Annotated in this window: 23 protein-coding genes; 6 read left to right on the forward strand and 17 right to left on the reverse strand. The window is 64.9% G+C overall.

Annotation, left to right across the window (positions count from 1 at the left end):
* Positions 1-45 precede the first annotated feature (45 nt).
* The 14 genes from JOE31_RS17070 to JOE31_RS17135 all read right to left on the reverse strand — a co-directional run bounded on the left by JOE31_RS17070 (position 46) and on the right by JOE31_RS17135 (position 15,064).
* Positions 46-1,191, reverse strand: a complete 1,146-nt coding sequence (locus JOE31_RS17070; RefSeq protein ID WP_011691006.1) for an adenosine deaminase — start codon at positions 1,189-1,191, stop codon at positions 46-48.
* Between the two features lie 68 nt (positions 1,192-1,259).
* Positions 1,260-2,015, reverse strand: coding sequence for a DedA family protein (locus JOE31_RS17075; RefSeq protein ID WP_209746631.1), 756 nt, complete (start codon positions 2,013-2,015; stop codon positions 1,260-1,262).
* Positions 2,016-2,157: 142 nt separating this feature from the next.
* A complete protein-coding gene (locus tag JOE31_RS17080) occupies positions 2,158-2,790 on the reverse strand; it encodes a DedA family protein (protein WP_209746633.1) in 633 nt (210 codons plus the stop codon).
* Between the two features lie 100 nt (positions 2,791-2,890).
* On the reverse strand, positions 2,891-4,213 hold the full coding sequence (locus JOE31_RS17085) for a thymidine phosphorylase (protein ID WP_209746635.1): 1,323 nt from the start codon (positions 4,211-4,213) through the stop codon (positions 2,891-2,893).
* Positions 4,210-4,656 carry a cytidine deaminase gene (locus JOE31_RS17090; protein ID WP_209746637.1) on the reverse strand — a complete coding sequence of 149 codons (447 nt, stop codon included), beginning with the start codon at positions 4,654-4,656 and terminating at the stop codon, positions 4,210-4,212. Before JOE31_RS17090 ends, JOE31_RS17085 begins: the two co-directional genes overlap by 4 nt.
* Entirely contained in the window at positions 4,653-5,996 is a 1,344-nt protein-coding gene (locus JOE31_RS17095) for an ABC transporter permease (RefSeq protein ID WP_209746639.1), read from the reverse strand. The genes JOE31_RS17090 and JOE31_RS17095 overlap by 4 nt, the downstream gene beginning before the upstream one ends.
* Positions 5,993-7,396: an ABC transporter permease gene (locus tag JOE31_RS17100; protein WP_307864439.1), complete on the reverse strand. Its 1,404-nt coding sequence runs from the start codon at positions 7,394-7,396 to the stop codon at positions 5,993-5,995. The genes JOE31_RS17095 and JOE31_RS17100 overlap by 4 nt, the downstream gene beginning before the upstream one ends.
* Complete coding sequence (locus JOE31_RS17105; protein ID WP_209746641.1) at positions 7,393-8,991, reverse strand: ABC transporter ATP-binding protein; 1,599 nt, start codon at positions 8,989-8,991, stop codon at positions 7,393-7,395. Before JOE31_RS17105 ends, JOE31_RS17100 begins: the two co-directional genes overlap by 4 nt.
* Before the next feature lie 185 nt (positions 8,992-9,176).
* On the reverse strand, positions 9,177-10,247 hold the full coding sequence (locus tag JOE31_RS17110; protein WP_209748552.1) for a BMP family protein: 1,071 nt from the start codon (positions 10,245-10,247) through the stop codon (positions 9,177-9,179).
* Between the two features lie 280 nt (positions 10,248-10,527).
* A complete protein-coding gene (locus JOE31_RS17115; protein WP_209746643.1) occupies positions 10,528-11,553 on the reverse strand; it encodes an NADP-dependent oxidoreductase in 1,026 nt (341 codons plus the stop codon).
* Entirely contained in the window at positions 11,550-11,981 is a 432-nt protein-coding gene (locus tag JOE31_RS17120) for an organic hydroperoxide resistance protein (protein ID WP_209746645.1), read from the reverse strand. Before JOE31_RS17120 ends, JOE31_RS17115 begins: the two co-directional genes overlap by 4 nt.
* Before the next feature lie 46 nt (positions 11,982-12,027).
* Entirely contained in the window at positions 12,028-12,462 is a 435-nt protein-coding gene (locus JOE31_RS17125) for a MarR family winged helix-turn-helix transcriptional regulator (protein WP_011690995.1), read from the reverse strand.
* Between the two features lie 117 nt (positions 12,463-12,579).
* Positions 12,580-13,779 carry an amidohydrolase gene (locus JOE31_RS17130; protein WP_209746647.1) on the reverse strand — a complete coding sequence of 400 codons (1,200 nt, stop codon included), beginning with the start codon at positions 13,777-13,779 and terminating at the stop codon, positions 12,580-12,582.
* A 151-nt stretch (positions 13,780-13,930) separates the two neighbouring features.
* Positions 13,931-15,064: a mannose-1-phosphate guanylyltransferase gene (locus tag JOE31_RS17135; RefSeq protein ID WP_209746650.1), complete on the reverse strand. Its 1,134-nt coding sequence runs from the start codon at positions 15,062-15,064 to the stop codon at positions 13,931-13,933.
* Between the two features lie 258 nt (positions 15,065-15,322).
* Here JOE31_RS17135 and sdhC point away from each other — a divergent pair, with 258 nt between their 5' ends.
* From sdhC to JOE31_RS17160, 5 genes are all read left to right on the forward strand, one after another.
* Positions 15,323-15,703 carry a succinate dehydrogenase, cytochrome b556 subunit gene (gene sdhC, locus JOE31_RS17140; RefSeq protein WP_081818859.1) on the forward strand — a complete coding sequence of 127 codons (381 nt, stop codon included), beginning with the start codon at positions 15,323-15,325 and terminating at the stop codon, positions 15,701-15,703.
* A 3-nt stretch (positions 15,704-15,706) separates the two neighbouring features.
* A complete protein-coding gene (locus JOE31_RS17145; RefSeq protein ID WP_209746651.1) occupies positions 15,707-16,201 on the forward strand; it encodes a succinate dehydrogenase hydrophobic membrane anchor subunit in 495 nt (164 codons plus the stop codon).
* 118 nt (positions 16,202-16,319) lie between these two features.
* Positions 16,320-18,119 (forward strand): succinate dehydrogenase flavoprotein subunit, encoded by a 1,800-nt coding sequence (gene sdhA, locus JOE31_RS17150; protein ID WP_043479322.1) that lies wholly within the window; start codon positions 16,320-16,322, stop codon positions 18,117-18,119.
* Between the two features lies 1 nt (position 18,120).
* On the forward strand, positions 18,121-18,903 hold the full coding sequence (locus JOE31_RS17155) for a succinate dehydrogenase iron-sulfur subunit (RefSeq protein ID WP_011690989.1): 783 nt from the start codon (positions 18,121-18,123) through the stop codon (positions 18,901-18,903).
* Between the two features lie 109 nt (positions 18,904-19,012).
* Positions 19,013-19,783 carry a S9 family peptidase gene (locus JOE31_RS17160; RefSeq protein ID WP_209746653.1) on the forward strand — a complete coding sequence of 257 codons (771 nt, stop codon included), beginning with the start codon at positions 19,013-19,015 and terminating at the stop codon, positions 19,781-19,783.
* Between the two features lie 7 nt (positions 19,784-19,790).
* Here JOE31_RS17160 and JOE31_RS17165 read toward each other — a convergent pair whose 3' ends face one another.
* Positions 19,791-21,089: an ABC transporter substrate-binding protein gene (locus tag JOE31_RS17165; RefSeq protein ID WP_209746655.1), complete on the reverse strand. Its 1,299-nt coding sequence runs from the start codon at positions 21,087-21,089 to the stop codon at positions 19,791-19,793.
* Between the two features lie 295 nt (positions 21,090-21,384).
* Here JOE31_RS17165 and JOE31_RS17170 point away from each other — a divergent pair, with 295 nt between their 5' ends.
* Positions 21,385-23,637 (forward strand): hypothetical protein, encoded by a 2,253-nt coding sequence (locus JOE31_RS17170; protein ID WP_209746657.1) that lies wholly within the window; start codon positions 21,385-21,387, stop codon positions 23,635-23,637.
* A 13-nt stretch (positions 23,638-23,650) separates the two neighbouring features.
* Here the strand turns inward: JOE31_RS17170 and JOE31_RS17175 are convergent, their stop codons facing one another.
* Positions 23,651-24,751 (reverse strand): YihY/virulence factor BrkB family protein, encoded by a 1,101-nt coding sequence (locus JOE31_RS17175; protein ID WP_209746659.1) that lies wholly within the window; start codon positions 24,749-24,751, stop codon positions 23,651-23,653.
* A complete protein-coding gene (locus JOE31_RS17180; RefSeq protein ID WP_209748554.1) occupies positions 24,681-25,292 on the reverse strand; it encodes a 2'-5' RNA ligase family protein in 612 nt (203 codons plus the stop codon). The genes JOE31_RS17175 and JOE31_RS17180 overlap by 71 nt, the downstream gene beginning before the upstream one ends.
* Positions 25,293-25,375: the final 83 nt, after the last annotated feature.

Below are 25,375 nucleotides of genomic sequence, written 5' to 3' on the forward strand. Positions count from 1 at the left end.
GCGGCTATGACGCCCACCAGGGAGGCAACCGGAACTGAACCGTCGTTAGGCAAGGTTGGCGTAGGCGTCGTTGATGTACTCAACGAGGGCTTCCTTTTCCTCCAGCGGCAGGAAGGCGGCTTCGGCGGCATTGAGCGTGAGCTCCAGGATGTCGTCAAGGTCGTAGTCGAAGGTTTCCACGAGCAGTTCGAACTCGTCGGTGAGGGTCACGCCGCTCATCAGCCGGTTGTCCGTATTGATCGTGACATTGAAGCCGAGCTGGTACAGCATGTCCAGCGGGTGGCTTTCGATGCCCTCGCCGAAGCCGGCGATGGCTCCGGTCTGCAGGTTGGAGGAGGGGCAAATTTCCAAGGCGATGCCGCGGTCGCGGACCCAGCTGGAGAGTTCGCCGAGGGTCACCATGCCGATGTTCTCGTCGGCTTCCTCTGCGGAGTCCTCGTCGTCGAACTCGACCGTGATGTCCTCGGCGATGCGCACGCCGTGGCCGAGCCGCAGGGCACGGCCGTCGACCAGGGCGGACTGGATGCTTTCGAGTCCTGCCGCTTCGCCGGCGTGGACCGTGGCGGGGAAGTTGTGCTGGGCGAGGTAGGTAAACGCATCGCGGAAGCGGGACGGCAGGAACCCGTCCTCGGCTCCGGCGATGTCGAAGCCCACTGCTCCGTTGTTACGGTGGCGGACTGCCAGTTCGGCGATTTCCTGGCCCCGGTCGGCGTGGCGCATGGCGGTGATGAGCTGGCCCACCTGGATCTCCCGGCCGGTTTCGGCAACGGCGTCCACGCCGGCGTCAAGCCCTTCCTGGATGGCCTCGACCACTTCGTCGAGCGTCAGGCCCTTCTGCAGGTGCTGTTCCGGTGCCCAGCGGACTTCGCCGTACACCACGCCGTCGTCGGCCAGGTCTTCCACGAATTCCTTGGCCACCCGGAACAGACCCTCCTTGGTCTGCATCACGGCGATGGTGTGGTCGAAGGTCTCGAGGTAGCGGACCAGGGAGCCGGAGTCGGCGGATTCGCGGAACCACTCCCCCAGCGCCACCGGATCGGTGGACGGCAGTGTGTGCCCAACGGCTTCCGCCAGTTCGATGATGGTGGCCGGGCGCAGGCCGCCGTCCAGGTGGTCGTGCAGGGATACCTTGGGGAGGCTCTTGAGGTCGAAGTCGATGGCAGGGGCAGCGTCAAGAATAGGCTCAGTCACGGTTCCAACCTTAGGGTCGGACGGCGTCCGGCGCCACCCGGTAGGGACGGCTGGGGCCGAAGCCCCTTTCAGCGGCCCGTTTCCGCTTCGGCGACGGCGGGCATGGCCAGCGGGGCGACCTCGACGGCGGCGTCCCGCTCGGCGCGCATTCCAGGTTCCGGGGAGGCTTCCCTGCCGGCCCCCGTCGTGGACGCCACATCGGGACGTGCATCATCGTGGCGTCCCAGCCGTTTGTGCCACCAGCGCAGCAGGTGGTCGATGATGATGCCGAGGATGATGGCAAACACCACCGCAATGCCGGCGCCGAGCAGCGGATTGTCATGCAGCAAGGGGAAGGAACTCGCCAGCAGGCCTATCCCGATCGAGTAACCCACCCAGGTGACGCAGGCAAGTGCGTCCAGGATGAAGAACCTGCGGTGCGGGAAAGCGGTGGTGCCGGCAACGTAGTTGACTGCCACACGGCCCCACGGGATGTACCTGGCCGTGAAGATCAGGACGGCGCCGCGCTTCTCCAGCTCATAGTGGGCCCATGCGAAGACCTTCTGCACCTTGGGTTTGCGCATCCAGCGCCAGCGTTCAAGCCCGATCTTCCGCCCGAGCATGTAGGCCATGTTGTCTCCGGCGATGGCACCGACCAGCGCCGTCACGCCAAGGATCCAGAGGTTGGGTTCACCGCTTTGGCGCGAAAATGCCGCAAGCGCCACGATGAGTGTTTCGCTGGGGACAACCATCGCAAAGCCGTCAACAAAAAAGAACACCAGCAGGATCGGATATATCCACCATTGACCTGCGGCATGGAGCACTGCCTCATTGATAAATTCCACGCGGGGCCCTGCTCCTATAAAGTGACGGAAATCGCTATTTAGTGTCCCATGTCAGCGGCATAATCCGCTACGCTACGGCCGGGAAAAAGTGACCCGCGGTCCGGTGCTTCCCCACACCGTTCAGCGGACGCCGGACAGCCGGTCAGGGTCCCGGCGCGGCTTCCCCCGTGGGCTCCTCGGGCAGCCGGCCGCGGAGGCGGCTGATCAGGATGTCCACGATGATGCCGAGGAGGATCGCGCAGGCGATGGCAATGGCGGCACCCAGCAGGTGGTTGTCTTCGAACCATTGCCCGAAAAACAGCCCGATTGCCACTGAGTAAGAGGACCAAAGCGCTGCGGACAAGACGGTCAGGCCCACGAAACGCAGGTGCGGGAAATGGGTGGCGCCCGCCGTGAGGTTGACAGCCACCCGGCCGATCGGCACAAACCGGGCCACGAGGACCAGCGACGCCGGCCGTTTCCGGAGTTCCCTCCCGGCCCAGTGAAAGGCGGCCTGCATCCGCGGCCCGCGCATCCACCGCCAACGGCGGGTGCCCACCCTCCGTCCGATCACGTAGGCGATGTTGTCGCCGCCGAAGGCCCCGAGTGCGGCCATGAGCATCAGAAGCCACGGGTTGGGGACATCGGCCGTCGCAGCGACCGCCGCCAAGCCAACAACCACCGACTCGCTGGGGATCGGCGGGAAGAACCCGTCGATCACGCAGCAGGCCAGCACCAGGAGGAGAACCCAGGGCTGCCCCGCCGCCGCGAGAATGAAGTCGTTGATAGCCTGCACAGTTTCCTAACGGCCGGGACCACCCGTTTTCTCCCCGGCCGGTCCACGGGCGGCCAGTGGAGCCGCTGCCGCAGGAACCCGGACGGGGAGAACCACGGGATCAGGCGATGCGGTCGATGATGAGTTTCTGCGCCGGCCGGGAGCCTTCCGGCGCGACGACGACGGACCCTTCGAGGGCTTCCCTGGCGCGCCCGAACTTCTCCGGGGTGTCCGTCAGCAGCGTCATCAGGGGCTCACCGGCACGGACCACGGCACCGGGCTTGGCGTGCAGCCGGACGCCGGCGCCTGCCTGGACCTGGTCCTCCTTGCGCGCCCGGCCGGCACCCAGCCGCCACGCGGCCACGCCAACGGCCAGGGCATCCAGCTCCACGAGGACACCGTCAGCCGGAGCGTAGACAATTTCGGATTCCCTGGCAACGGGGAGCTTGGCCCGGGGATCCCCGCCCTGGGCCTCGATCATGCGGTTCCACACGTCCATGGCCCGGCCGTCCTTGAGTGCGGCGCGCGGGTCGGCGTCATGCACGCCGGCGCAGGCGAGCATCTCCTCCGCCAGCCGGACCGTCAGTTCCACGACGTCTTCCGGACCGCCGCCGGCCAGCACCTCCACCGATTCCTCCACCTCGATCGCGTTCCCGGCGGTCAGGCCCAGTGGCGTGTTCATGTTCGTCAGGAGGGCCACGGTGTTGACACCGGCGTCCTTGCCCAGGGCCACCATCGTCTCGGCCAGTTCCCTGGCGCGGGCCTCGTCCTTCATAAAGGCGCCGCTGCCCACCTTGACGTCGAGGACCAGCGAGCCGGTACCCTCGGCGATTTTCTTGCTCATGATGGAGGAGGCAATGAGCGGGATGGCCTCCACCGTTCCCGTGACGTCGCGCAGGGCATAGAGCTTTTTGTCCGCAGGGGCCAGTCCGGCGCCCGCGGCGCAGATCACTGCCCCGACGTCCTGGAGTTGAGCCATCATTTCGTCGTTGCTCAGCGCTGCGCGCCAGCCCGGGATGGATTCCAGCTTGTCCAGGGTGCCGCCGGTGTGGCCGAGGCCCCGGCCGGAGAGTTGCGGCACAGCCACGCCGAAAACAGCAACCAGCGGTGCCAGCGGCAGCGTGATCTTGTCTCCCACTCCCCCGGTGGAGTGCTTGTCCGACGTCGGCTTCACGCTGCCGTCGGCTCGCCTCAGTCCGGAGAAGTCCATCCGTTCGCCGGATGCGATCATCGCGGCGGTCCAGTGCGATATTTCCGCGCGGTCCATGCCGTTGAGCAGGATGGCCATGTTCAGGGCGGCCATCTGCTCGTCGGCGATCGCACCGCGGGTGTAGGCGTCGATGGTCCAGTCGATCTGGGCCGGGCTCAGCACGCCCCTGTCCCGCTTGATGCGGATGATGTCGACGGCGTCGAACGCTTCAGTATTGCTCGGGGTTGGTGTCACCGGGGTTCCTCCAGGTGTTGGGGACCAAAGGCATCGGGTAGCACCTGGTCCATTGTTTTGATTCCCTGCGTGGTCATGAGTTCCATGTCGGGTGCCCGGAATTCGTATAGCAGTTGCCGGCAGCGTCCGCACGGCATCAGGATGTTGCCTCCGGCGTCCACGCAGTAGAAGGCGCGCAGCAGGCCCCCTCCGGTCATGTGCAGGTTGCCCACCAATGCGCATTCGGCGCACAGCGTCAGGCCGTAACTGGCATTTTCGACGTTGCAGCCGCTCACAATCCGGCCGTCCGCGGTGAGGGCCGCTGCCCCCACCGCGAACTTCGAATATGGCGCGTACGCGTTCTTCATGGCTGAAACGGCGGCGGCTTCGAGAGCCGTCCAGTCGATATCGCGGCTTTCCAGGCCGGTGCCTGTGCGCGACGGATCCTTGTCCACCGCCGTCATCCCTTGACGTACGGTATGCCGCTGGCGGCCGGGGGCCTGGAGCGGCCCACCAGCCCGGCCACGGCGAGAACCGTCACCAGGTACGGCAGCATGGCCATGAACTGGCTCGGAACCGGCGTGCCGATGATGGTCACAATACTCTGCAGGTTGTCCGCAAAGCCGAACAGCAGCGCCGCGAAGAAGGCCCCGATCGGGTTCCACCGGCCGAAGATCAGCGCTGCCAGGGCAATGAAGCCGCGTCCGCCCGAGATCTCCTTGGTGAAGCTGTCGATGGCCACCAGGGTGAAGAAGGAGCCGCCGATGCCTGCAACAGCACCGCCGAGGGTGACGTTCCAGAAGCGTGTGGCGTTGACCTTGATGCCCATGGTGTCCGCGGCCTGCGGGTGCTCCCCGACGGCCCGGACGCGAAGGCCCCACTTGGTCTTGAAGAGGCCGACCCACACCACGATGACCGCAATGTACATCAGGTAGCCCACCACGGACTGCTTGAAGAGGATAGGCCCGATCACCGGGATGCTGGACAGCACGGGGATGTCGATGATGGGCAGCCGTCCCGGTGAGTTGAACTGCGCCTTGTTTGCCTGCATCACAGTGCTGAACAGGAAGCCGGTCAGGCCCGAGACCAGGACGTTGAGGACCACGCCCACGATGATCTGGTTGACTAGGTATTTGATGCTGAAGACCGCCAGGACCATGGAGACGAGGGCACCGGCAACGGCCGCTGCCAGCAGCCCGATGAAGGGGCTCCTGGTCAGCGTGGCCACCATCGCGGCGGTGAAGGCACCGCCAAGCAGCTGGCCTTCAATCGCGATGTTGACGACGCCGACGCGTTCGCAGAGCACACCGGAAAGGGATCCGAACACGAGCGGAACGGCGAGCGTTACGGAACCGGCGATGAGTCCGGCCAGCGAGATGCTCGGTGTGCGGGCGCCGCCCACCACCCAGATCAGGAACGCTGCCACGAAGAGCACGATGAAGACGATGGGCAGCCAGCCGGGAGAAGCTTCGTTCCGCGTCTTGAGGTACACCGCGTAGGCGGCGAGGCCCAGCATCAGGACCGACAGGACGATTCCGCCCAGGAAAGCCGGAACTTCGATGGCCGGAAGCTGGAAGAAATCGCCGCTGGAGGAAATCCCGAACTTGGCCGTCTGGTTGGGTCCCATGACGCCGAAGAAAATGAACGCGACGACGCCGAGGACGGCCAGCAGGACCGGCACCTTCCACGTCACGGGTTTCGCGGATACCGCGGGGGCATTGTCTGCGGCAGTCCGCTGTGTTCCCGGCTGGGGCTTTCCCTGCTGCGGCTTTCCCGGAACGGGTGATGTTGCTGTTGTGCTCATGCTGCACCTCCGGTGGTTGCTGCAGTCGTGGACTTGCCGGCCGCTGCGGCCTTCTTCTTGCGGGGATTGAGCCCGAAGAGGGCACGCACCAGCGGCGGCGCCGCGATGAACAGCACGATCAGTGACTGGACCACGAGCACGATGTCGATCGGGGTCCCGGTCTGGATCTGCATCTGTACCGCGCCGGCGCGGAAGGCGCCGAACAGCAGGCCGGCGGCGAAGGTGCCCCACGGCGTCGAGCGTCCCAGGAGTGCAACGGTGATGGCGTCGAAACCGTAGGTGGCGGCGACGCCGTCGGTCAGGACTTTTTCTGTCCCCGCCACCTGCGCCACGCCGGACAGGCCCGCCAGGGCGCCGGCGATCGCCATGACCAGGACAGTGGCGCGCGGGACGTTGATGCCGGCGGTCAGTGCTGCTTTGGGGTTTGCCCCGACCGCACGGAATTCGAAGCCCACGGTGGAGCGGTTCAGCAGCCACCAGACAAAGACCGTGGCCGCGATGGCCAGGACAAAGCCGAGGTGGAGCCGGTACTGGGTCCCGAAAATCTGCGGGTACACCGCTGTGGGATCCAGAATCGGCGAAATGGGGTTGGACTCCCCCGGCCGCTGGAACGCCGGGGTATTCAACAGGTATCGCAGGAAGTACAACGCAATGTAGTTGAACATGATGGTCAGGATGACCTCATGGGCCCCGGTGCGGGCCTTCAGCAGGCCAACGAGTCCGCCCCAGATGGCGCCGCCCACGATGCCGGCCACAAGGACCAGCAGCAGGTGCAGGCCCAGCGGCAGGTGCAGTGCGAAACCGACCCAGGCGGCGAGGATGCCGGCCATGATGATCTGGCCCTGGGCACCGATGTTAAACAGGCCTGCCCGGAATGCCAGCGCAACGCCCAGGCCCGCGGTGATCAGCGGGGTGGCGATGGTGAGGGTCTCCATCAGCGGAGCGAACTGCACCGCAACGCTGGAACCGCGGGGGTTGAAGACGGACCCCTGGAACAGCGCGACGTACGAGCGCGTCGCCGCGGTCCAGACAGCCGAGAGGAAGTCCGACGGCCGGGCAAAGAGGTAGCTTGCCGTGGCACCCACCTGCTTGTCCGTGCTGGCAATCAGCAGTCCGCCGAGGATCAGGGCCAGCAGGACGGCCAGCACCGACACCATGCCGCTGCCCGTGAAGATCCGCCGGACCAGGGTGTCCGCCCCGCCCGGAACGGTGCCGCTCTGGGCCGAAACGGGGACAGCCGAAGGCTGCATCGCCCCGCCGGCCGTGTCCAGCGCGGCGGCGGCTGCGGCCTCTTCGGCCGGCGCCTGGGGTTCGGCACGTTGCGGCTCGGGGGCCTGGGCGTCACGGTGGTCCGCCGCGTTTACATCAGCCACGTGTTTGGGATTGTCCTGTTCAGTCACTGGTCGCCTCCTTCGGCACCGGAGGTGGAAGTCTGGACGGGCTGGTGCCCGCTGGTCTTGCTGCCGCCGCTGTGGGCGACATCAGCGTGGGCGGTTTCCGGGGAAAGCCCTGCCATCATCAGGCCCAGGACGTCGCGTCCGGTGCCGGCCGGGACGATACCCACCAGCTTGCCCTTGTAGAGCACGGCGATCCGGTCCGCCAGTTCGATCACTTCATCCAGTTCGGTGGACACAATCATCACCGGCGTGCCCTGGTCCCGTTCAGCCACAATGCGTTTGTGCAGGAACTCGATGGAACCTACATCCACGCCACGGGTGGGCTGGGAAGCGATGAACAGCCTCAGCGGGCGGGACAGCTCCCGTGCCATCACCACTTTCTGCTGGTTGCCGCCGGAGAGGGTCCCTGCGGCCAGCGCCCCGGACGGGGTCCGGACGTCGAACTCGTCGATCCTGGACTTCGCGTTCTCGAGGATCCGGGCAGGGCTCATGCTGATGCCTTTGGCGAATGGCGGCTGGTCATAGCGGTCCAGGACCAGGTTCTCCGCGATGGAGAACGTGCCGATCAGCCCGTCAACGGTCCGGTCCTCCGGGACAAAGCCGACGCCGGCGCCGAGTACTTCCTTGACACTGCGGCCCAGGAGCTCCTCGCCGTCCAGCATGATGGAGCCGTGGACGCGGTCCTGCAGGCCAAGGATGGCTTCCGTCAGTTCGGTCTGGCCATTGCCCTGCACTCCCGCGATGGCCAGGATTTCGCCGCGGGCAATGTCGAAGCTGATTCCGTCCACCACGTGCTGGCCTGTCGGGGCGATCACGGTGAGGTCCTTGACCTTGAACGTGGTTTCCTGCGGCTTGGCCGGGGCCTTGTCCAGGGTCAGGTTGACTGCGCGGCCCACCATCATGGAGGCAAGCTCAGTGGTCGAAGCACCCGGGTCCGCGGTGCCCACCACTTTGCCGCGCCGGATGACCGTGATCGTGTCGGAGACGGCCTTCACTTCGCGGAGTTTGTGGGAGATGAAGACGATGGAGGTGCCGTGGCTTTTCAGCTGGCGCATGATGTCCAGGAGTTCGTCGGTGTCCTGCGGTGTCAGCACGGCGGTGGGCTCGTCAAGGATGAGCACCTTGGCGTCGCGGACCAGGGCCTTGATGATTTCCACGCGCTGCTGGACACCGACGGGAAGATCCTCGATCAGGGCGTCGGGGTCGACGTCGAAACCGTATTTGTCGGAGATCTCCTTGATCTTCCGCCGGGTGTCGTCCAGGTTGAGGAAGCCGCCGGCTTTGGTGGTTTCGGCGCCGAGCGCCACGTTTTCCGCAACAGTGAAGACCGGAACCAGCATGAAGTGCTGGTGCACCATGCCGATGCCCGCAGCCATCGCGTCACCCGGGCCGCGGAAGGTGACGGCCTTGCCGTCCACCAGGATTTCGCCCTCACTTGGCTCGTACAGGCCGTACAGGACATTCATCAGCGTGGACTTGCCAGCGCCGTTTTCACCAAGCAAACAATGAATTTGCCCGGGTTCAACAACCACATCGATGTGATCGTTGGCAACAAGGGAGCCGAAGCGTTTGGTGATCCCTCTGAGTTCAAGTTTCAAAACTCTGACCAATCTCGAAGCGTCCGGAAAATGTGCCCGGACGGGATATGTGGCTGCAGCACCAGCCTAGTGCCTGCAGCCTCTGGCGGAGCGGGCGGCGCAGCCCGGAAAAGCCGACGCTCAACGCAAAGCGCCACCGCCCGGAAGTCAATGACCAACCGGGTGGTGGCGCTTTGCGGAGGGAATTAGGCCTTCGGGCTCGCTGCCGACTCGACCTTCAGCTTGCCGTCGATGATGTCCTTTTTGATCTGTTCCAGTTCGGTCTTCAGTTCCGCGGGAACCTGGGACTCCAGATCGTGGAACGGAGCCAGCTGCACGCCGTCGTTCGCGAGGGTGCCGACATACGGCGTGTTGCTGAACTTGCCGTCCTTGTCTTCCTTCACGACGGTCTCCACTGCTTCGCCCATCTGCTTCATGACGGAGGACAGCATGATGTCCTTGTAGTCAGGGGCGGTGAGGAAGCCGTCGGAGTCAACCCAGATGAGCTTGACGTCCTTGCCTGCCGCCTTGGCTTCCTTGAGTGCTGCGCCTGCTCCCTTGCCGACGGGGCCGGCAACGGGCATCACGATGTCTGCGCCCTGGTCCAGGAAGTTCTGGGTCAGCTGCTTGCCCTTGTCCTGCTTTTCGAAGTCGCCGGTGAAGCTGCCGTCCTGCTTCGCCTTGTCCCAGCCAAGGATCTTGACGTCCTTGCCCTTCTGTTCGTTGTAGTACTTCACACCGTCGGCGTAGCCGTCCATGAAGATGGTGACCGTGGGGATCTTGATGCCGCCGAAGGTTGCCACCGTTCCGGTCTTGGTGGAGCCTGCCGCCAGGTAGCCGGCCATGAAGGCAGCCTGGGCGGTGTCGTAGATGATCGGCTTGACGTTGCTGATGGGGGTCTCGTAGCCGAAGTCGATGATGGCGAAGTGGCTGTCCGGGTTGGCCGTGGCCTGTGCCTTGGTGGCATCGCCGAGGAGGAAGCCGACCGTGACGGTCAGGTCGCAGCCTGCGGTGACCATGGCGCGGAGGTTCGGCTCGAAGTCGTTGTTGGTCTTGGACTCGACCTGGTTGACCTTGATCCCGAGATCCTTTTCGGCCTTCTTCAGGCCTTCGTAGGAGGACTGGTTGAACGACTGGTCGTCGAATCCACCCGAGTCGGACACGATGCAGCCCGTGTAGTCGCTGGCGGTGGCGCTGGCGGTGCTGCCCGCTTCCGGGGCAGCACCGCAGCCGGTCAGCAGCAGAGCGGCCGCCCCGGCGGTGGCAACTCCGGTCATTGAACCGCGCTTGAGGGTTGCACGCAGTGAGTTCTTCAATTTTCCTCCAGGAACAAAGAGATAGGCGCTACGACGGGAGTTCAATGAGTGTCCGTTTCGAATGCTCCACACTGAAATTCTGTTTTCACTGATGGTTTCGCAGCACTGCGCCGAGGCGCACTGATGACAGCTACTGTAGTGGCCTGGAACACGTCCGGGCACCACGCCGCCACCCAAGCGAGGAGATTGTTGAGAACTTGTTACCTACCGGTAGCCGCCACCGCAAGTCACGTCCATTTCCCTAGATTCGGACCAGCATTTTCCCGGTGTTGGCGCCGTCGAGGAGGTCCATAAAAGCCTGCGGGGCATTTTCCAGGCCGTCCACGACTGTCTCGTCGTAGCGCACGGTGCCGTCAGCAACCCAGGCGGACACAGTCTGTACGAACTCATCCATGTGCTGCCAATAGCCGCCGACCAGGAATCCCTTGAGGGTCAGCTGCTTGCCAATGGCCTGCATGAGGTTACGGGGGGCGGCAGACGGTTCGGTCGAGTTGTACTGCGCAATGGCGCCGCACATGGCCACGCGGCCGCCCACCGTGAGTGCAGACAGTGCTGCTTCAAGGTGTTCACCGCCGACGTTGTCGAAGTACACGTCGATCCCGCGCTCCCCCGCTGCCGCTGCGAGCTGCCCGGCAACCGGGCCGTCGTTGTAGTTGAACGCGGCGTCGAAGCCAAGCTCCAGCAGCCGCGCCACCTTTTCCGGCGACCCCGCACTGCCGATAACCCGGGACGCGCCCATCGCCTTGGCAATCTGTCCCACGAGCGAACCGACCGCACCCGCGGCGCCGGAAACAAAGACCACTTCTCCGGGCTTGAAATCAGCAACCTTCAGGAGGCCCGCGTAAGCCGTCAGGCCGGTCATGCCCAGGGCTCCGAGGAATGCCGACGCGGGCGCCAGGTCGGTATGCGCCAGGGATGTGGCCGCGGCATCAAGCACCGCGAATTCGCGCCAGCCGAGTGAATGCACGACGACGTCCCCCACCTTGCGTTCCTCGGACCGGGACGCGATCACCTCACCGACGGCGCCGCCGTCGAGCGCTGCATCCAGCGCAAACGGCGCTGAATAGGACTTGACGTCGTTCATGCGGCCGCGCATGTAGGGATCGACGGAGATGAACTGGTTGCGGACCAGGACCTGGCCGTCCTGCAGTTCCGGGAGCTCCGACTCGGCCAGACGGAAGTTCTCCGGGACGGGCCGGCCGTGCGGGCGGGATGCCAGCTGGATCTCTCGGGTTGTCCGGGGAAGGGTTGTGGTGTTGGCGTTCATGCGGCCACCTCCAGAATCTTGATGTCTACGTTGATGTTGCCGCGGGTGGCGTTGGAATAGGGGCAGATCTGGTGCGCCTTGGCCACCAGCGCCTCCGCCGTCGCCAGGTCCAGGGCGGGCAAGGCAATTTCGAGTTCAGCGGCCAGGCCGTAGCCCACACCGTCCCCAAGTGCACCGAAGTGGATCTTCGCTGCCACTGCGGAGTCCGTCAGGTCGGCCTTTTCTTGACGGCCCACCAGGCGCAGGGCTGAGTGGAAGCACGCGGCGTACCCGGCAGCGAACAGCTGTTCGGGGTTGGTGCCCTGGCCGTTGCCGCCCAGTTCAACCGGGCTGGCCAGGGTGACGTCAAGCCTGCCGTCCTTAGTGCGGGCGTTCCCGTCCCGTCCTTCGCCCGAGGCGAGTGCTTCAGCTGTATAGAGAGTCTTCACGTGGTTCCGTTCTGTTGGATGGAAATTCTGTTCGACCGAAACCCTGCTAGCGGGAGGAGTGGAGGGCCGCCGTGAGCCTGCCCAGGGTTTCCCGGAGCTGGTCGAGCTCTGCCGCGGACAGGCCGGCGGCATCTGCGAGCTGCTGGGGAATGGCTGTGGCCCGGGCGCTCAGTGCGGTGCCGGAGTCCGTGAGGAAGACCTCCACCCGGCGCTCATCCTCGGCCGAACGCCGCCGCTCCACCAGCCCCAGCGATTCGAGTCTTTTCAGCAACGGGGAGAGGGTGCCCGAGTCCAGGCCCAGCTCCTCCCCCAGTTCGCGGACGCTGCGGGGCTGCTCTTCCCAGAGCACCAGCATGACGAGGTACTGGGGATAGGTCAGGCCAAGCTCATCCAGCATGGGCCGGTACACAGCCGTGGCCGCCTTCGATGCGGAGTAGAGCGCAAAGCACACCTGGCGGTTGAGTCTGGGAGCGTCGGTCATATCAAAAACGATATCGCACAATTAAATTGTGCACAACTTATCCGCCGGCTAAAACACGAACGGACAGTTAGGGCCCCGGTTCGGGGCCTCAACTGTCCGTTCGCGCCCGGGGTGGGGCTAGAGGTCGCGGATGGTGCGGAGCGCTGCCGCGGTGAGGACCTGGATGCCGTACCCCAGGGCACGCTCGTCCAGGATGTAATCGCCCCGGTGAAGGTCGTACTCCTCGCCGCCGGGAGTCTTGGTGCCAAGCCGCATCATCGCGCCCGGCAGCTCGGCCAGGAACCAGGCGAAATCCTCCCCGCCCATGGACTGGGGCGTGAGGACCACGGCACTTTCAGCGATTTCAGCGCGCGCGGCTGCCTCGATGATGGCCGTCTCATGTTCGGAGTTGACCACCGGCGGAACGCCCCGGGTGTGCTCCAGCCGGACGTCCACGTTGTAGGGCCCGGCAACCTGATGGACCACTTCGTCCAGGAGTTCGCCTGCGCTGTGCCAGGCGTCGCGGTCCAGGCAGCGCATGGTGCCTGCCATATAGCCCGTGCCCGGAATGGCATTCGGCGCGGAGCCGGCCGAGATGTGTCCCCACACCACGGAGACGCCGCTGCGAACGTCCACGCGGCGGGACAGCACGGCCGGCACGTTGACGGCGATCTGCGCCAGCGCGAAAACGAGGTCCTCGGTGAGATGGGGTCGAGAGGTGTGGCCGCCGCGTCCGGACAGCTCAATCCTGATGGTGTCCGACGCCGAGGTGATGGCACCGATCCGGGTTCCGATCTTGCCCACCTCGATACGCGGATCGCAGTGCAGGGCAAGGATGCGCGGCACGCCGTCGAGCACGCCCTGCTCGATGCAGGAGTGCGCTCCGCCGGGCATGGTCTCCTCGGCAGGCTGGAAAATGATCCGGACCGTGCCCCCCAGCGGGGATTCCTGGTGCATGCGGTGCAGCACGAGGGCGATCCCCAGCATGGTGGTGGTGTGCACATCGTGCCCGCAGGCATGGGTGACACCGTGGTTCTTGGACGCGAACGGAAGCCCGGTTTCCTCAATGATAGGGAGGGCGTCGATGTCCCCGCGGAGGGCGGTGGCAATGGGGCCCTCACCGACGTCGACGGTGAGGCCCGTGCCTTCAAGCCGGCGCGGCCTAAGCCCGGCGGCCTCAAGCCGTTCCGCCAGCTTGTTCGTGGTCCGGAACTCCTTGAAGGACAGTTCAGGATGCGCATGGAGGTCACGGCGGAAATCGATCAGTTCCGGCAGCAGCGGCTCCAGCCACGGCCCCACGAGGGCGGTGGGCTCGGCTTCAGTAGTGTAATTGCGCACAAAACAACTCTAGCGAGGCTGCCCCGAATACCCGCATCAGCGTCGGAGGTTACGTATCCGGGAGCCGGCTCCCGGCGTCTGGAACGGCTCAGCCCAGTCTTCCCGGCGGGTGCCGGTGAGACTGGGCTGAATAGGGTTTGCCGGGTCCGTTCTAGAGGACGTCGGTGTCGCCGCTGGCCTTGAGCGCGTCCACGGCTGCTTTGACCCGCTGGGAGTGCGCCATGGTGGTGACCAGCAAGGCGTCCGGAGTGTCAACGATGACAACGTCCTTGATGCCGATCAACGCGATGACGCGCTTGGTGTCCGTGACAACCACACCGCTGGCGTTTTCGGTGAACACGCGGGCGCCTTCACCGAGGACGGTCACATCGTCCACTTCCTTCGCACTGTTGAGCCGGCCCACGGAGGCAAAGTCGCCGACGTCGTCCCAACGGAAAGTTCCCGGCACGACGGCGACGTCCCCGGCAGCTGCGGCAGGCTCTGCCACCGCATAGTCGATGGCGATCTTCGGCAAGGTGGGCCAGACACGGGCGGTAACCTCGTCGCGCTCCGGAGTGTCCCAGGCCTGCGCGATTTCCGTGAGCCCCTTGAAGAGCTCAGGCTGGTTCGCTTCGAGGTGCTTCAGCATCAGCGACACCGGAGCAACGAACATACCCGCGTTCCAGACGTACTCTCCGCTGTCCACGTACTGCTGGGCAACGTCCTCGCTGGGCTTTTCCACGAATTCCACTACGGCCTGCGCGCTCGGGGCGTTCGCAATCGACAGCTTCTGGCCCGCACGGATGTAGCCGAATCCGGTGGACGGGTGCGTGGGCTTGATGCCGATAGTGACGATCTTGCCGGCCGCAGCCGTATGGATGGCCTCGCGCACCGCGTCCTGGAAGAGGTCGTCGGGGCTGATCACCTGGTCCGCGGCGAAGGAGCCCATGATGATCTCCGGATCCCGCTGGTACAGGATGGCGGCCGCGAGTCCGATGGCCGCGCCGGAGTCCTTGGGCTCGCTTTCCAGCACCAGGTCGGACTCCTGGATCTCCGGGAGCTGGCTGCACACGGCATTCCGGTGGGCAACGCCGGTAACAACCAGCACGCCTTTACCGGCAAGCGGTTCCAGTCGGTCGTAGGTCGCCCGCAGCAGCGTGCTGCCTGAACCGGTGAGATCGTGAAGAAATTTAGGGGCTGCTGCACGTGACAGGGGCCAGAGGCGGGTCCCCACTCCGCCTGCAGGAATTACCGCAATAAAACGGTCCAGCGGTGAATTCCGGCTTGTCACTATGTCTGTACTCATCACGGCCTACTTTAGCCGACCACCGCCCCGACACCGGCAGATGCGCTTTGGCCGACGCCCCCGGGACAGCCACAATGTGGCGTTCGTCTCAAAAATGCGCAAAAACCGCGCGGGGAGGCGTCACCAAGGAGTTCCTGAATTGAATAAGCTGTGAGCGAAGCCTAGATTTAGGCTTGAGCTTACGAGTGCTCTCGCAGCAGGCGTTCCCCCCGCGTGGATCCCATGCCAGCGCCGCTGTGTTGCAGGGAGGTTTATTCAGTGCCGACAAAACCAGCTGGCACCTTGTACCGCGGCCGTGAAGGCATGTGGTCCTGGGTTGGACACCGCATTACCGGTGTAGTGATTTTCTTCTTCTTGTTGGTCCATGTGCTGGACACCTCATTGGTGCGCGTGTCCCCCGAGGCATACACCGCCGTGATCGGCGCCTACAAGAACCCCCTGATGGCCCTGGGTGAAACGGGCCTTGTCGCAGCGATCGTGTTCCACGCCTTCAACGGCCTGCGGATCATCGCCGTCGACTTCTGGAAGAAGGGCGCGAAGTACCAGCGCCAAATGCTGTGGACGGTCCTGATTCTCTGGGTCATCGTCATGGTGGGCTTCTCCATCCGCCACCTTTCCCTCGCCTTTGGAGGTCACTAAGCCATGACTGCAACCATTCAGAGTCCCCGCAGCGGAAAAGACGGCGGGAAACCGGGCGCAGGGCTGATTGCCCCCAAGTACCGCCGCAGCGGCGCGTCGAAGGGCAACTTCGAAATGGCTGCCTGGCTGTTCATGCGGCTTTCGGGCGTTGTCCTGGTAGTCCTGATCTTCGGGCACCTCTTCGTCAACCTCCTGGTGGGCGAGGGCATCCATGCCATTGACTTCGGTTTCGTGGCCGGCAAGTGGGCCGATCCGTTCTGGCAGTTCTGGGACCTGGCCATGCTCTGGCTTGCCATGCTGCACGGCACCAACGGCGTCCGCACCATCATCAACGACTACGCCGAGAAGGATTCCACGCGTTTCTGGCTGAAGATCGTCCTCTACGCCGCAACGGCTGTCATCATCATCCTGGGCACCCTGGTGATCTTCACCTTCAACCCGTGCCCGCTGGACGTCAACGGCGTACCGCTGCCCGGCGGCTTCTGCCCCGCAGCCTAGCGGCACCGTCCTCCCGGGGGGATCAGCCGTGCCCGCACTGAGCGGGCCGACGGTTTTACGGTGCAGGCTCCGCCCGCCCGTGGTTTTATAGCGAATTTTGAGAGAAAGAGCGTCTGGTATGCAGGTCCATAAGTACGACGTCGTCATCGTCGGTGCCGGTGGCGCTGGCATGCGCGCCGCGATCGAATCCGGTCAGCGCGCGCGCACAGCAGTACTGACCAAGCTCTACCCCACCCGCTCGCACACAGGTGCGGCGCAGGGTGGCATGTGTGCGGCACTGGCCAATGTCGAGGAAGACAACTGGGAGTGGCACACATTCGACACCATTAAGGGCGGCGACTACCTGGTGGACCAGGACGCGGCCGAGGTCATGGCGAAGGAAGCCATCGACGCCGTGCTGGACCTGGAAAAAATGGGTCTGCCGTTCAACCGCACGCCGGAGGGCCGGATTGACCAGCGCCGCTTCGGCGGCCACACCCGTGACCACGGCAAGGCCCCCGTCCGCCGGGCCTGCTACGCCGCTGACCGCACGGGCCACATGATCCTGCAGACGCTCTACCAAAACTGCGTCAAGCACAACGTTGAGTTCTACAACGAGTACTACGTCCTGGATCTCCTGACGGTCGAGGAAGACGCAGTCCGCGAAGACGGCACGCCCTACAAGCAGAAGCGTGTTGCCGGCGTCGTGTCCTACGACCTCGCTTCCGGCGAGCTGCACGTGTTCCAGGCCAAGTCGGTGGTTTTCGCCTCCGGCGGCGCTGGCAAGGTCTTCAAGACCACGTCCAACGCCCACACCCTGACCGGCGACGGCATGGGCATCGCGTTCCGCCGCGGCATTCCCCTGGAGGACATGGAGTTCTTCCAGTTCCACCCGACCGGCCTTGCCGGCCTGGGCATCCTGCTGTCGGAAGCCGCGCGCGGCGAAGGCGCCATCCTCCGCAACTCGGAGGGTGAGCGCTTCATGGAGCGCTACGCCCCCACCATCAAGGACCTTGCACCGCGTGACATCGTGGCCCGCTCCATGGCCAACGAGGTCCGCGAAGGCCGCGGGTGTGGACCGAACAAGGACTACGTGCTCCTCGACCTGACCCACCTGGAGCCGGCGCACATCGACGCCAAGCTGCCGGACATCACCGAGTTTGCCCGTACCTATCTCGGCGTTGAGCCCTACACGGAGCCGGTTCCGGTGTTCCCGACGGCGCACTACGCCATGGGCGGCATCCCGACGAACATCACCACCGAAGTCCTGCAGGACAACGACACCGTGGTGCCGGGCCTCTACGCGGCCGGCGAAGTGGCCTGCGTTTCGGTTCACGGCTCCAACCGCCTGGGCACGAACTCCCTGCTGGACATCAACGTGTTCGGCAAGCGCGCCGGCATCGCCGCCGCGGAGTACGCCAAGACGGCTGACTTCGTGGACCTCCCGGCCGACCCGGAGGCGTACACCATCGAACTGCTGGACATTGCCCGCAACGGCAACGGCGACGAGAAGGTGGCCGTGATCCGCAAGGAACTCCAGGACACCATGGACGCCAACATGCAGGTGTTCCGCACGGCTGACACGCTGAACCAGGTCCTCAGGGACATCGAGTCCTTCGAGGAGCGGTACAAGCGCATCAGCGTCCAGGACAAGGGCAAGCGCTTCAACCTTGACCTGCTCGAGGCCGTTGAACTGGGCTTCCTGCTCGAACTGGCCAAGGTCATGACCGTTGCAGCCCTGCACCGGGAGGAGTCCCGCGGCGGACACTTCCGCGAGGACTTCCCGGAACGTGACGACGAAAAATTCATGAAGCACTCCATGGCGTACAAGGACGACCACGCCCCGGCTGACGGCTCTGCAGAAGCAATTGCCGGCATCCGCCTGGCCACCAAACCGGTTGTCTTTACCCGCTACGAGCCGATGGTGAGGAAGTACTAAGATGTCCGCCGAACTTGCTGAGCCAGCCTCAAAGATCGAACTGCCCGCGCACATCGGAGGCGGCGGAGAGATCCCGACGTTCGACGTCACCCTGCGCGTGCGCCGTTACAACCCTGAGGTTTCCGAGGAAGCCACCTGGGACGACTTCAAGGTCACCATGTACGGCACCGACCGTGTGCTGGACGCCCTGCACAAGGTCAAGTGGGAAATTGACGGCAGCGTCTCCTTCCGCCGTTCCTGCGCCCACGGCGTCTGCGGTTCCGATGCCATGCGCATCAACGGCCGCAACCGCCTCGCGTGCAAGACCCTGCTGAAGGACCTGGACACGACCAAGCCCATCACCGTGGAACCCATCAAGGGCCTGCCGGTGGAGAAGGACCTGATCGTGGACATGGAGCCGTTCTTCCAGTCCTTCCGCGAAGTCATGCCGTTCCTTATCAACAAGGGCCACGAGCCCACCAAGGAACGCCTGCAGTCCGCCGAGGACCGTGAGCGCTTCGACGACACCACCAAGTGCATCCTGTGCGCCGCGTGCACGTCCTCCTGCCCGGTCTTCTGGACCGACGGCCAGTACTTCGGCCCGGCAGCGATCGTCAACGCCCACCGCTTCATCTTCGATTCCCGTGATGACGCCGGCGACATGCGCCTGGAGATCCTCAACGACAAGGAAGGCGTGTGGCGCTGCCGCACCACCTTCAACTGCACCGAAGCATGCCCCCGCGGCATCCAGGTCACGCAGGCCATTGCAGAGGTCAAGCAGGCAATCCTCTCCCGCAAGATCTAGCACCCGCTAACCACGAAAACCACGACGACGGCGCCTCTCACCTTTCAGGTGGGGGCGCCGTCGTCGTTTCACGGCACGTTACCGCCCCGCCCCCTACGAAAGGGTCCGCATGTCCCGCTCCGAAAAAGTCAGCTTCGAAGGATCCACCGGCGAATTGCTCTCCGGCATCATTGACATGCCGGAAGGCCCGGTGAAGGGCTGGGGTGTGTTCTCGCACGGCTTCACGCTGGGCAAGGACAGCCCGTCGGCGTCCAGGATGTGCAAGGCGCTGGCCGACAACGGGGTGGGGATGCTCCGCTTCGACAACCTGGGGCTGGGCGATTCCGCCGGGTACTGGTCCGAAGGTTCCTTCAGCCACAAGGTAGCGGACACCGTCAAGGCCGCGGAGTTCATGCGCGCCGAAGGAAGGCCGGTCTCGCTGCTGGTGGGGCATTCGTTCGGCGGAGCCGCCGTCCTGGCGGCGGCAAAGGAAATTCCCGGACTTGACGCCGTGGCCACCGTGGGAGCCCCGTTCTCGCCCAAGCACGTGGCCCATGTGTTTGATGCGGCGCTGGACCGGATCCTCAGCGAAGGCAGCGCGGAGGTGGACCTGGGCGGCAAGCGTGTGGAGATCCGCCGGCACTTCGTGGAGGACCTGGAGAATGCGGACCTGACCGACTGCATCAAGCGGCTCGGGAAGCCCCTGATGGTCCTGCACTCCCCCACGGACAACACCGTCGGGATCGAGAATGCCAGCACCATCTTCCAGACGGCGCGGCACCCGCGCAGCTTCGTGTCGCTGGAAGGCAGCGACCACCTGCTGACCGGCAAGGGCCAGGCCGCCCGGGCCGCGAAGATCATTTCCGCGTGGGCCGACCAGTACCTCGACGCCAACCGCTAGCGGCGGGCTACTTGCCGATGGCCGCCTTGCTTTCGCTGATCCACTGCTCCGCAGCCTTTTCCGGCGAGAGCCGCTTGAACAGGACATCGGTGTTGATGCGGGCCGTGATCTCAGCGACGGCTGTTGAACCGGTGGGACCAATGAAGGTAGGCGCAAAGTCCATCTTGCCGATCTGGTCGATGTAGGCGGCCTCGATCTTGCCCTGCGGTGTCAGCATGTCCTGGATGGCAGTGCGCATGCCGGAGTTGCTGGGCACGCCGCGGTCGCTTTGGATAATCCTGGCGGCGGACGCATCGTTTACCAGGAAGTTCACCAGCTTTGCGGCGGCATCGGTGTGCTTGCTGCGAGCCGAGATCGTGTAGAACTGTGAAGACTGCAGCCAGATGCCTGGGGTCGGGCTTTCACCGGGGAGCTTAAGGAGCTTCAATTCCGCGCCCGAGGCCTTGCTGAGTGCGGAGAGGGAGTTGCTCCACGTCAGCATCATGCCGGCCTTGCCCATGCCCATCAATGTCTGTTCGGTGCTGACGTTGAGCTTCTCCACCGTCTCCGAAGCGGTCGGCGCAGCCCCCGACTCACTCAGCTTCACGGAGTAGTCAAAGTAATCCTGCACCGTCTCCTTGCTGAGGCCGAGTTGTCCGTCCTGGGTATAAAGCGACTCGCCGCGCTGGCGGGCAAAGGCGTCCAGCGAATCATGGGTGAGGACCGTTGCCGTCCCGTAGGTGCCCTTGGGGCTTTTGGCTGTCACGTCGGAAGCCAGCGTGGCAAAATCATCCCAGGTCCACGTGCTGTCATCCGGAAGCGCAACGCCGGCGGCCTGGAAGACACCCGGGTTCACGACGATCGCCAGCGCATTGGCGCCGGTTGAGACCCCGTACTGCTTGCCCTGCACCTGGCCGTTTTCCAGGGCCCCCTGGTCCGTCTTGGAGAGGTCCAGGGAGCGGCCGACCTTGGAGAGGTCCAGCAGTGCGCCGCGGTTGGCGTACTCGGCCGGATAGGCGCCGCCCATGGTGATCACGTCCGGTGCATCGTTGGCGGCCATCTGCGTGGCCAGTTTGTCGAAGTAGCCGCTGATGTCCCCGTACTCAGGTTTCACCTTGATGGTGGGGTTGGCGGCTTCGAACTCCTTGATGGCCTTGTTGGTCAGCTCGGCGCGGCCGGCGTTGCCCCACCAGGAGAAGCGTATTTCAACATTGCCGTCCTCGGGCTGGGTGGCCGACGGACTGGAACAAGCAGTGAGGCCGAGCAGGCTCAGCACGGAAGCCACGGCAATTGCCTTACGAAAGGTTCGGATAGATTTACGCGCCATTGGGTAAACGTCCTTAAGATGTCAGAAAGCGGTTCCTGAAACGTATCAAGAGGCCTCTTCAGCGTCAATAGACCCCCCGCCTGCCGCACGGGTTGACACGGGCCGTCGGGGCGACAACTATTGAATCGTTTCGGAAATCGGTTTCTTGGGTGGCTGCGTGCCCATCCGTCTTCTTTCCCATCCACGGATTCTTTCCCATCCACGGACGGCTCCCCGTACCGACGAAGCCGAGACGCACCTGACCGGATCAGAACCAGCCGCAGTCACAGCAGACAGCACCAGGAGGGCGTGCATCGTGCACAGCCAGAGCATCAGCGACCGACCGGAATCCGCCACCACACCCGCCGTGGCCATCGACAGGAAAGCACTCGTCCGCCGGCACAACGTCCGGCAGGACCATCTCGATCCGCAAAGCCCGGTGTCCGTCGGCAACGGGGAGTTCGCCTTCACCGTGGACCTGACCGGACTGCAATCGCTGCCGGATGCATACCCGGTGGGGGCACGCGGTGACTTGCCGCCGGGAACACTGCTCGGCACGCAGGCGCAGTGGGGATGGCATGCCAGTCCTCCTCCCCACCTGTACGGGCTCGCCGGATCGACGGTCCTCTACGACTCGCCCCGTGGACCTGTTCCGTACGTGGACATGGCCGGCGACATCGTCAATGATCGCGAGACGGACACCTCCCGGGCAGAAACCTGGCTCCGGGCCAACCCCCACCGCCTCGACCTGGCACGCATAGGCTTCCGCTGGATGGACGACGGGTCAGAGCGGGCCCTCACCGCAGCCGACATTTCCGGAACCGGGCAAACGCTCGATCTGTGGACGGGAGTAGTGACCAGCCGCTTCACGCTGGCCGGCCACCCGGTGACGGTTACCACCGCGTGCCACCCCGATCGCGACGAACTCGGGGTCCGGGTGGAATCACCCGCTCTCGCGAAGGGCCTGGCGGTTGGCGTCAGCTTTCCCTACGGCTCAGAAGCGTGGCACGACGCCGCCGACTGGAACCGCGAGAACGCCCACAGCAGCTTCCTGGAGGGTCCGGACGCGCCGGCCGCGGATCCCGGAGCGGCCAGTTGGACGGTCCGCCGCCAACTCGACAACGCCCGGTACCACGTGGTGATTTCGGGGCGGGACGTGAGCATGCAACAGACCGGCCCTCACGGCTTCCGGATCGTTCCGGAGGCACCGGGTGGCCGGGACAATCCTGACGTTCTTGATCTCTCCATCGGCTTCATCTCCGCCGGAGACGGCGACTGCATTCCACGGGGCAACAACAGGCTGACGCGGGCAGCCTCCACACCGGGACGGAGGGCTGCAGGCGGGACCGCCGTCGGGCTTTCCACGGGCAGCAATGTCATCACCGCGTCGGAGGCCTATTGGCCCCGGTTCTGGACCTCGGGCGGGGCAATCGAGCTTGCCGCGGCCGACGATCCCAGGGCGAAGGAGCTGGAGCGGCGGATCGTCCTCTCCCAGTACCTCACGGCCATCAACTGCTCGGGGTCACTGCCACCGCAGGAAACGGGGCTGGTCTGCAATTCCTGGCGCGGCCGCTTTCACCTGGAAATGCACTGGTGGCACGCGGCGCATTTTGCCCTCTGGAACCGCTCGGAGCTCCTGCTTCCGTCGCTGCGGTGGTACTCCACCGTCCTGGAGAGCTCGCGCCGGACCGCAAAGGCCCAGGGATTCGACGGCGTTCGCTGGCCGAAGCAGGTAGGCCCCGACGGCAGGGAGAGCCCCAGCCCCATCGGGACATTCCTGATCTGGCAACAACCGCACCCAATCCACCTGTCCGAACTCGCCTACCGGGCAAACCCCTCCCGGGACGTTCTGGAGGAGTTCGCCGAGATAGTCTTCGAATCCGCCGCCTTCATGGCCAGCTTCGCCCACCCGACGGCCCGCGGGTTCGAACTGGGGCCGCCCCTGGTTCCCGCCCAGGAAAGCTACGGATCGATGCGTGCCACGGTCACGAACCCCACCTTCGAGCTTGCCTACTGGCAGTGGGGTCTCAGGGTCGCATCCGAGTGGCGCGAACGGCTGGGGCTCGAACCCGTCGGAGCCTGGACAGAAGTTGCCGACGGCCTGGTGTCCCCGCGCATCGTCAACGGCGTCTACGCTGCGATCGATGTGGAACCCTTCACGATCCGCACCGACCACCCCTCGATGCTCTGCGCATTGGGGGTCCTGCCGCAGACCGACCTGATCGACAAGGACATCATGCGGGCAACGCTCGCCGACGTCCTGGCCGGCTGGGACTGGGGCAGCACGTGGGGCTGGGACTACCCGGTCATGGCCATGACCGCCGCCCGCCTCGAAGACCCGGAGACCGCCGTCGACTCCCTGCTGCTGGCTGCCGGCAAGAACGTTGCGCTCCCCAACGGCCATAACCGCCAAACGGATTCCCTGCCGCTCTATCTGCCCGGCAACGGCGGACTCCTTGCCGCCGCGGCATTGATGGCGGCAGGCTGGGACAACGGCCCCGGGCGGCATGCCCCGGGATTCCCGGCCGACTGGACGGTGGCCTGGGAGGGATTGGTGGCTGCGCCTTAGGCTGCGGCGCCCGTCAGGTCTGGGGAGGCAGGCGGCGCGAACCCAGGACCCTCTTTCGGGGTAGCTCCGAAGTCTTCAGGTCCTCTTCCCTGACGACCGACCAGGCCGCTGACACCAAATAGACCTGACTGACCAGGTTGAACCAGATGAGCAGCCCGATGATGATCGCGAACGGTGCGAGAATCGGGTTGCGTCCGGCGCTGGCAAGCAGCTCAGTGCTGAAGATCTGGAGCACAGTGGTTCCCACAGCCGACAGGATGGTTCCTTCAAGCAATGCCCGCCGGGTAAGTTTCAGGCCCGCCGCCAGCCGGAACATGATCAGGGCGGTCACCCAGCCAAGGGCCAGTGGCACGCCCACTTTGATGGCCGTGGTCAGCGGCCAGGCCATCACCGGGTCCAGGTGCAGCTGCTCAGTGACCCACCCGGCTGCGGTGCCGAAAATCAAGGAGGCGGCCGCACTCAGCACCAGTGCGACGCCAAGCAGCAGCAAGGTACCGACGTCCCGCAGTATCTGCAGGACCGGGTTAATCCCCCGCGGGCCGAGCTGCATCATGCCCCGCACACCGTCGCGGATGCCGCTGATCCAGCCCAGGGCGGTGAAAACCGTCACCACCGCGGCGATCACGGCGGCCCAGCCCAGGCCGGAAGGGTTCAGCAGCTCGTAGGGATCCACCAGTCCCTCGCCGCCGTCGACCTTCATCAGACCCGGCGCAGCCTTGGCCACGCTCCTGATCACCTGGTCCAGCAGGGCCGGCTGTCCGCTGAGGACGAGGCCGGCCAGCGAAAGGCCGGTGGCCAGCAGACCCGTGATGGAGGAGAACATCCTGAAGCCGATACCGGCCGCCATGAGCGGACCGTGCTGCAGGTTGTAGTGCTGGAACGCACGCATGGGACGGAAAGCATTGAGCCGCGCAAGCAGCCACTGGAACATGGCGGACAGGCCGGCCGCGGCGCCGCTGCCGGACCTGCGCGCCTTGCTCCACTCGACCTTCTTCCGGCTCACTTCCAGCTTCAGCCGGGCGCGCTCCGTGGGAAGAGGAGGCTCAGTTGCCGTCTGGGCCGCCTGAACCGTCTTTGCCGGACGCGCCTCGGGTGTGGTCAGTTTCGATGCCAAAGTCGAGTTCTTCCCGTAGCTGCCAAATGCCGTTGATGTCATGCTCGTACAGCCCCATGCTAACCACAGGGAATGTGGCCCGGTAATCCTTGAGCACCGTTTCGGCCTCATCCAGGCTCTCCGGCGGCACATCGTGGGCAATGGTCACATGCGGGTGGTAGGCAAACGGCAGCTCGCGTTCCAGTGGCCCGGTCTGCAGCTGTTCGTGCAGGTTCACGCAGTGGCCGAAGCCGTCTTCAACGTTCAGGAAGACCACCGGGGACACGGGACGGAACGAGCCCGTCCCCGCAATGGTGACCGTAAACGGTTCCTGCCTGCGTGCAATTTCGCGGACATGGCTTCGGGTGGCCTCCCAGTCCTTGGTGGGCGTGGTGGTGACCAGTGTGATGTGCGCGGGAATGACGCCGGCCATCGGGTCCCCGAACGAGGCCCGCCAGCGCTGCAGTTCCTGGGCAATATCCGGCGGGAAGCCCAGGATGACACCAACGCTCATCTCGTCGGTCCGGGTCGGGCGCTTACGCGGCGCTGTGCCCCGGACCATGGCAGCGTCATCATTGGCGTCAACGAATTTTCCCTCTCCGCGGTATGCAGGGGAGTTTTCGTTTGCAGTGACTTTGCTGGCTG

The sequence above is a fragment of the Arthrobacter sp. PvP023 genome (genome assembly GCF_017832975.1).
In the GTDB taxonomy this organism is placed as follows: Bacteria; Actinomycetota; Actinomycetes; order Actinomycetales; family Micrococcaceae; genus Arthrobacter.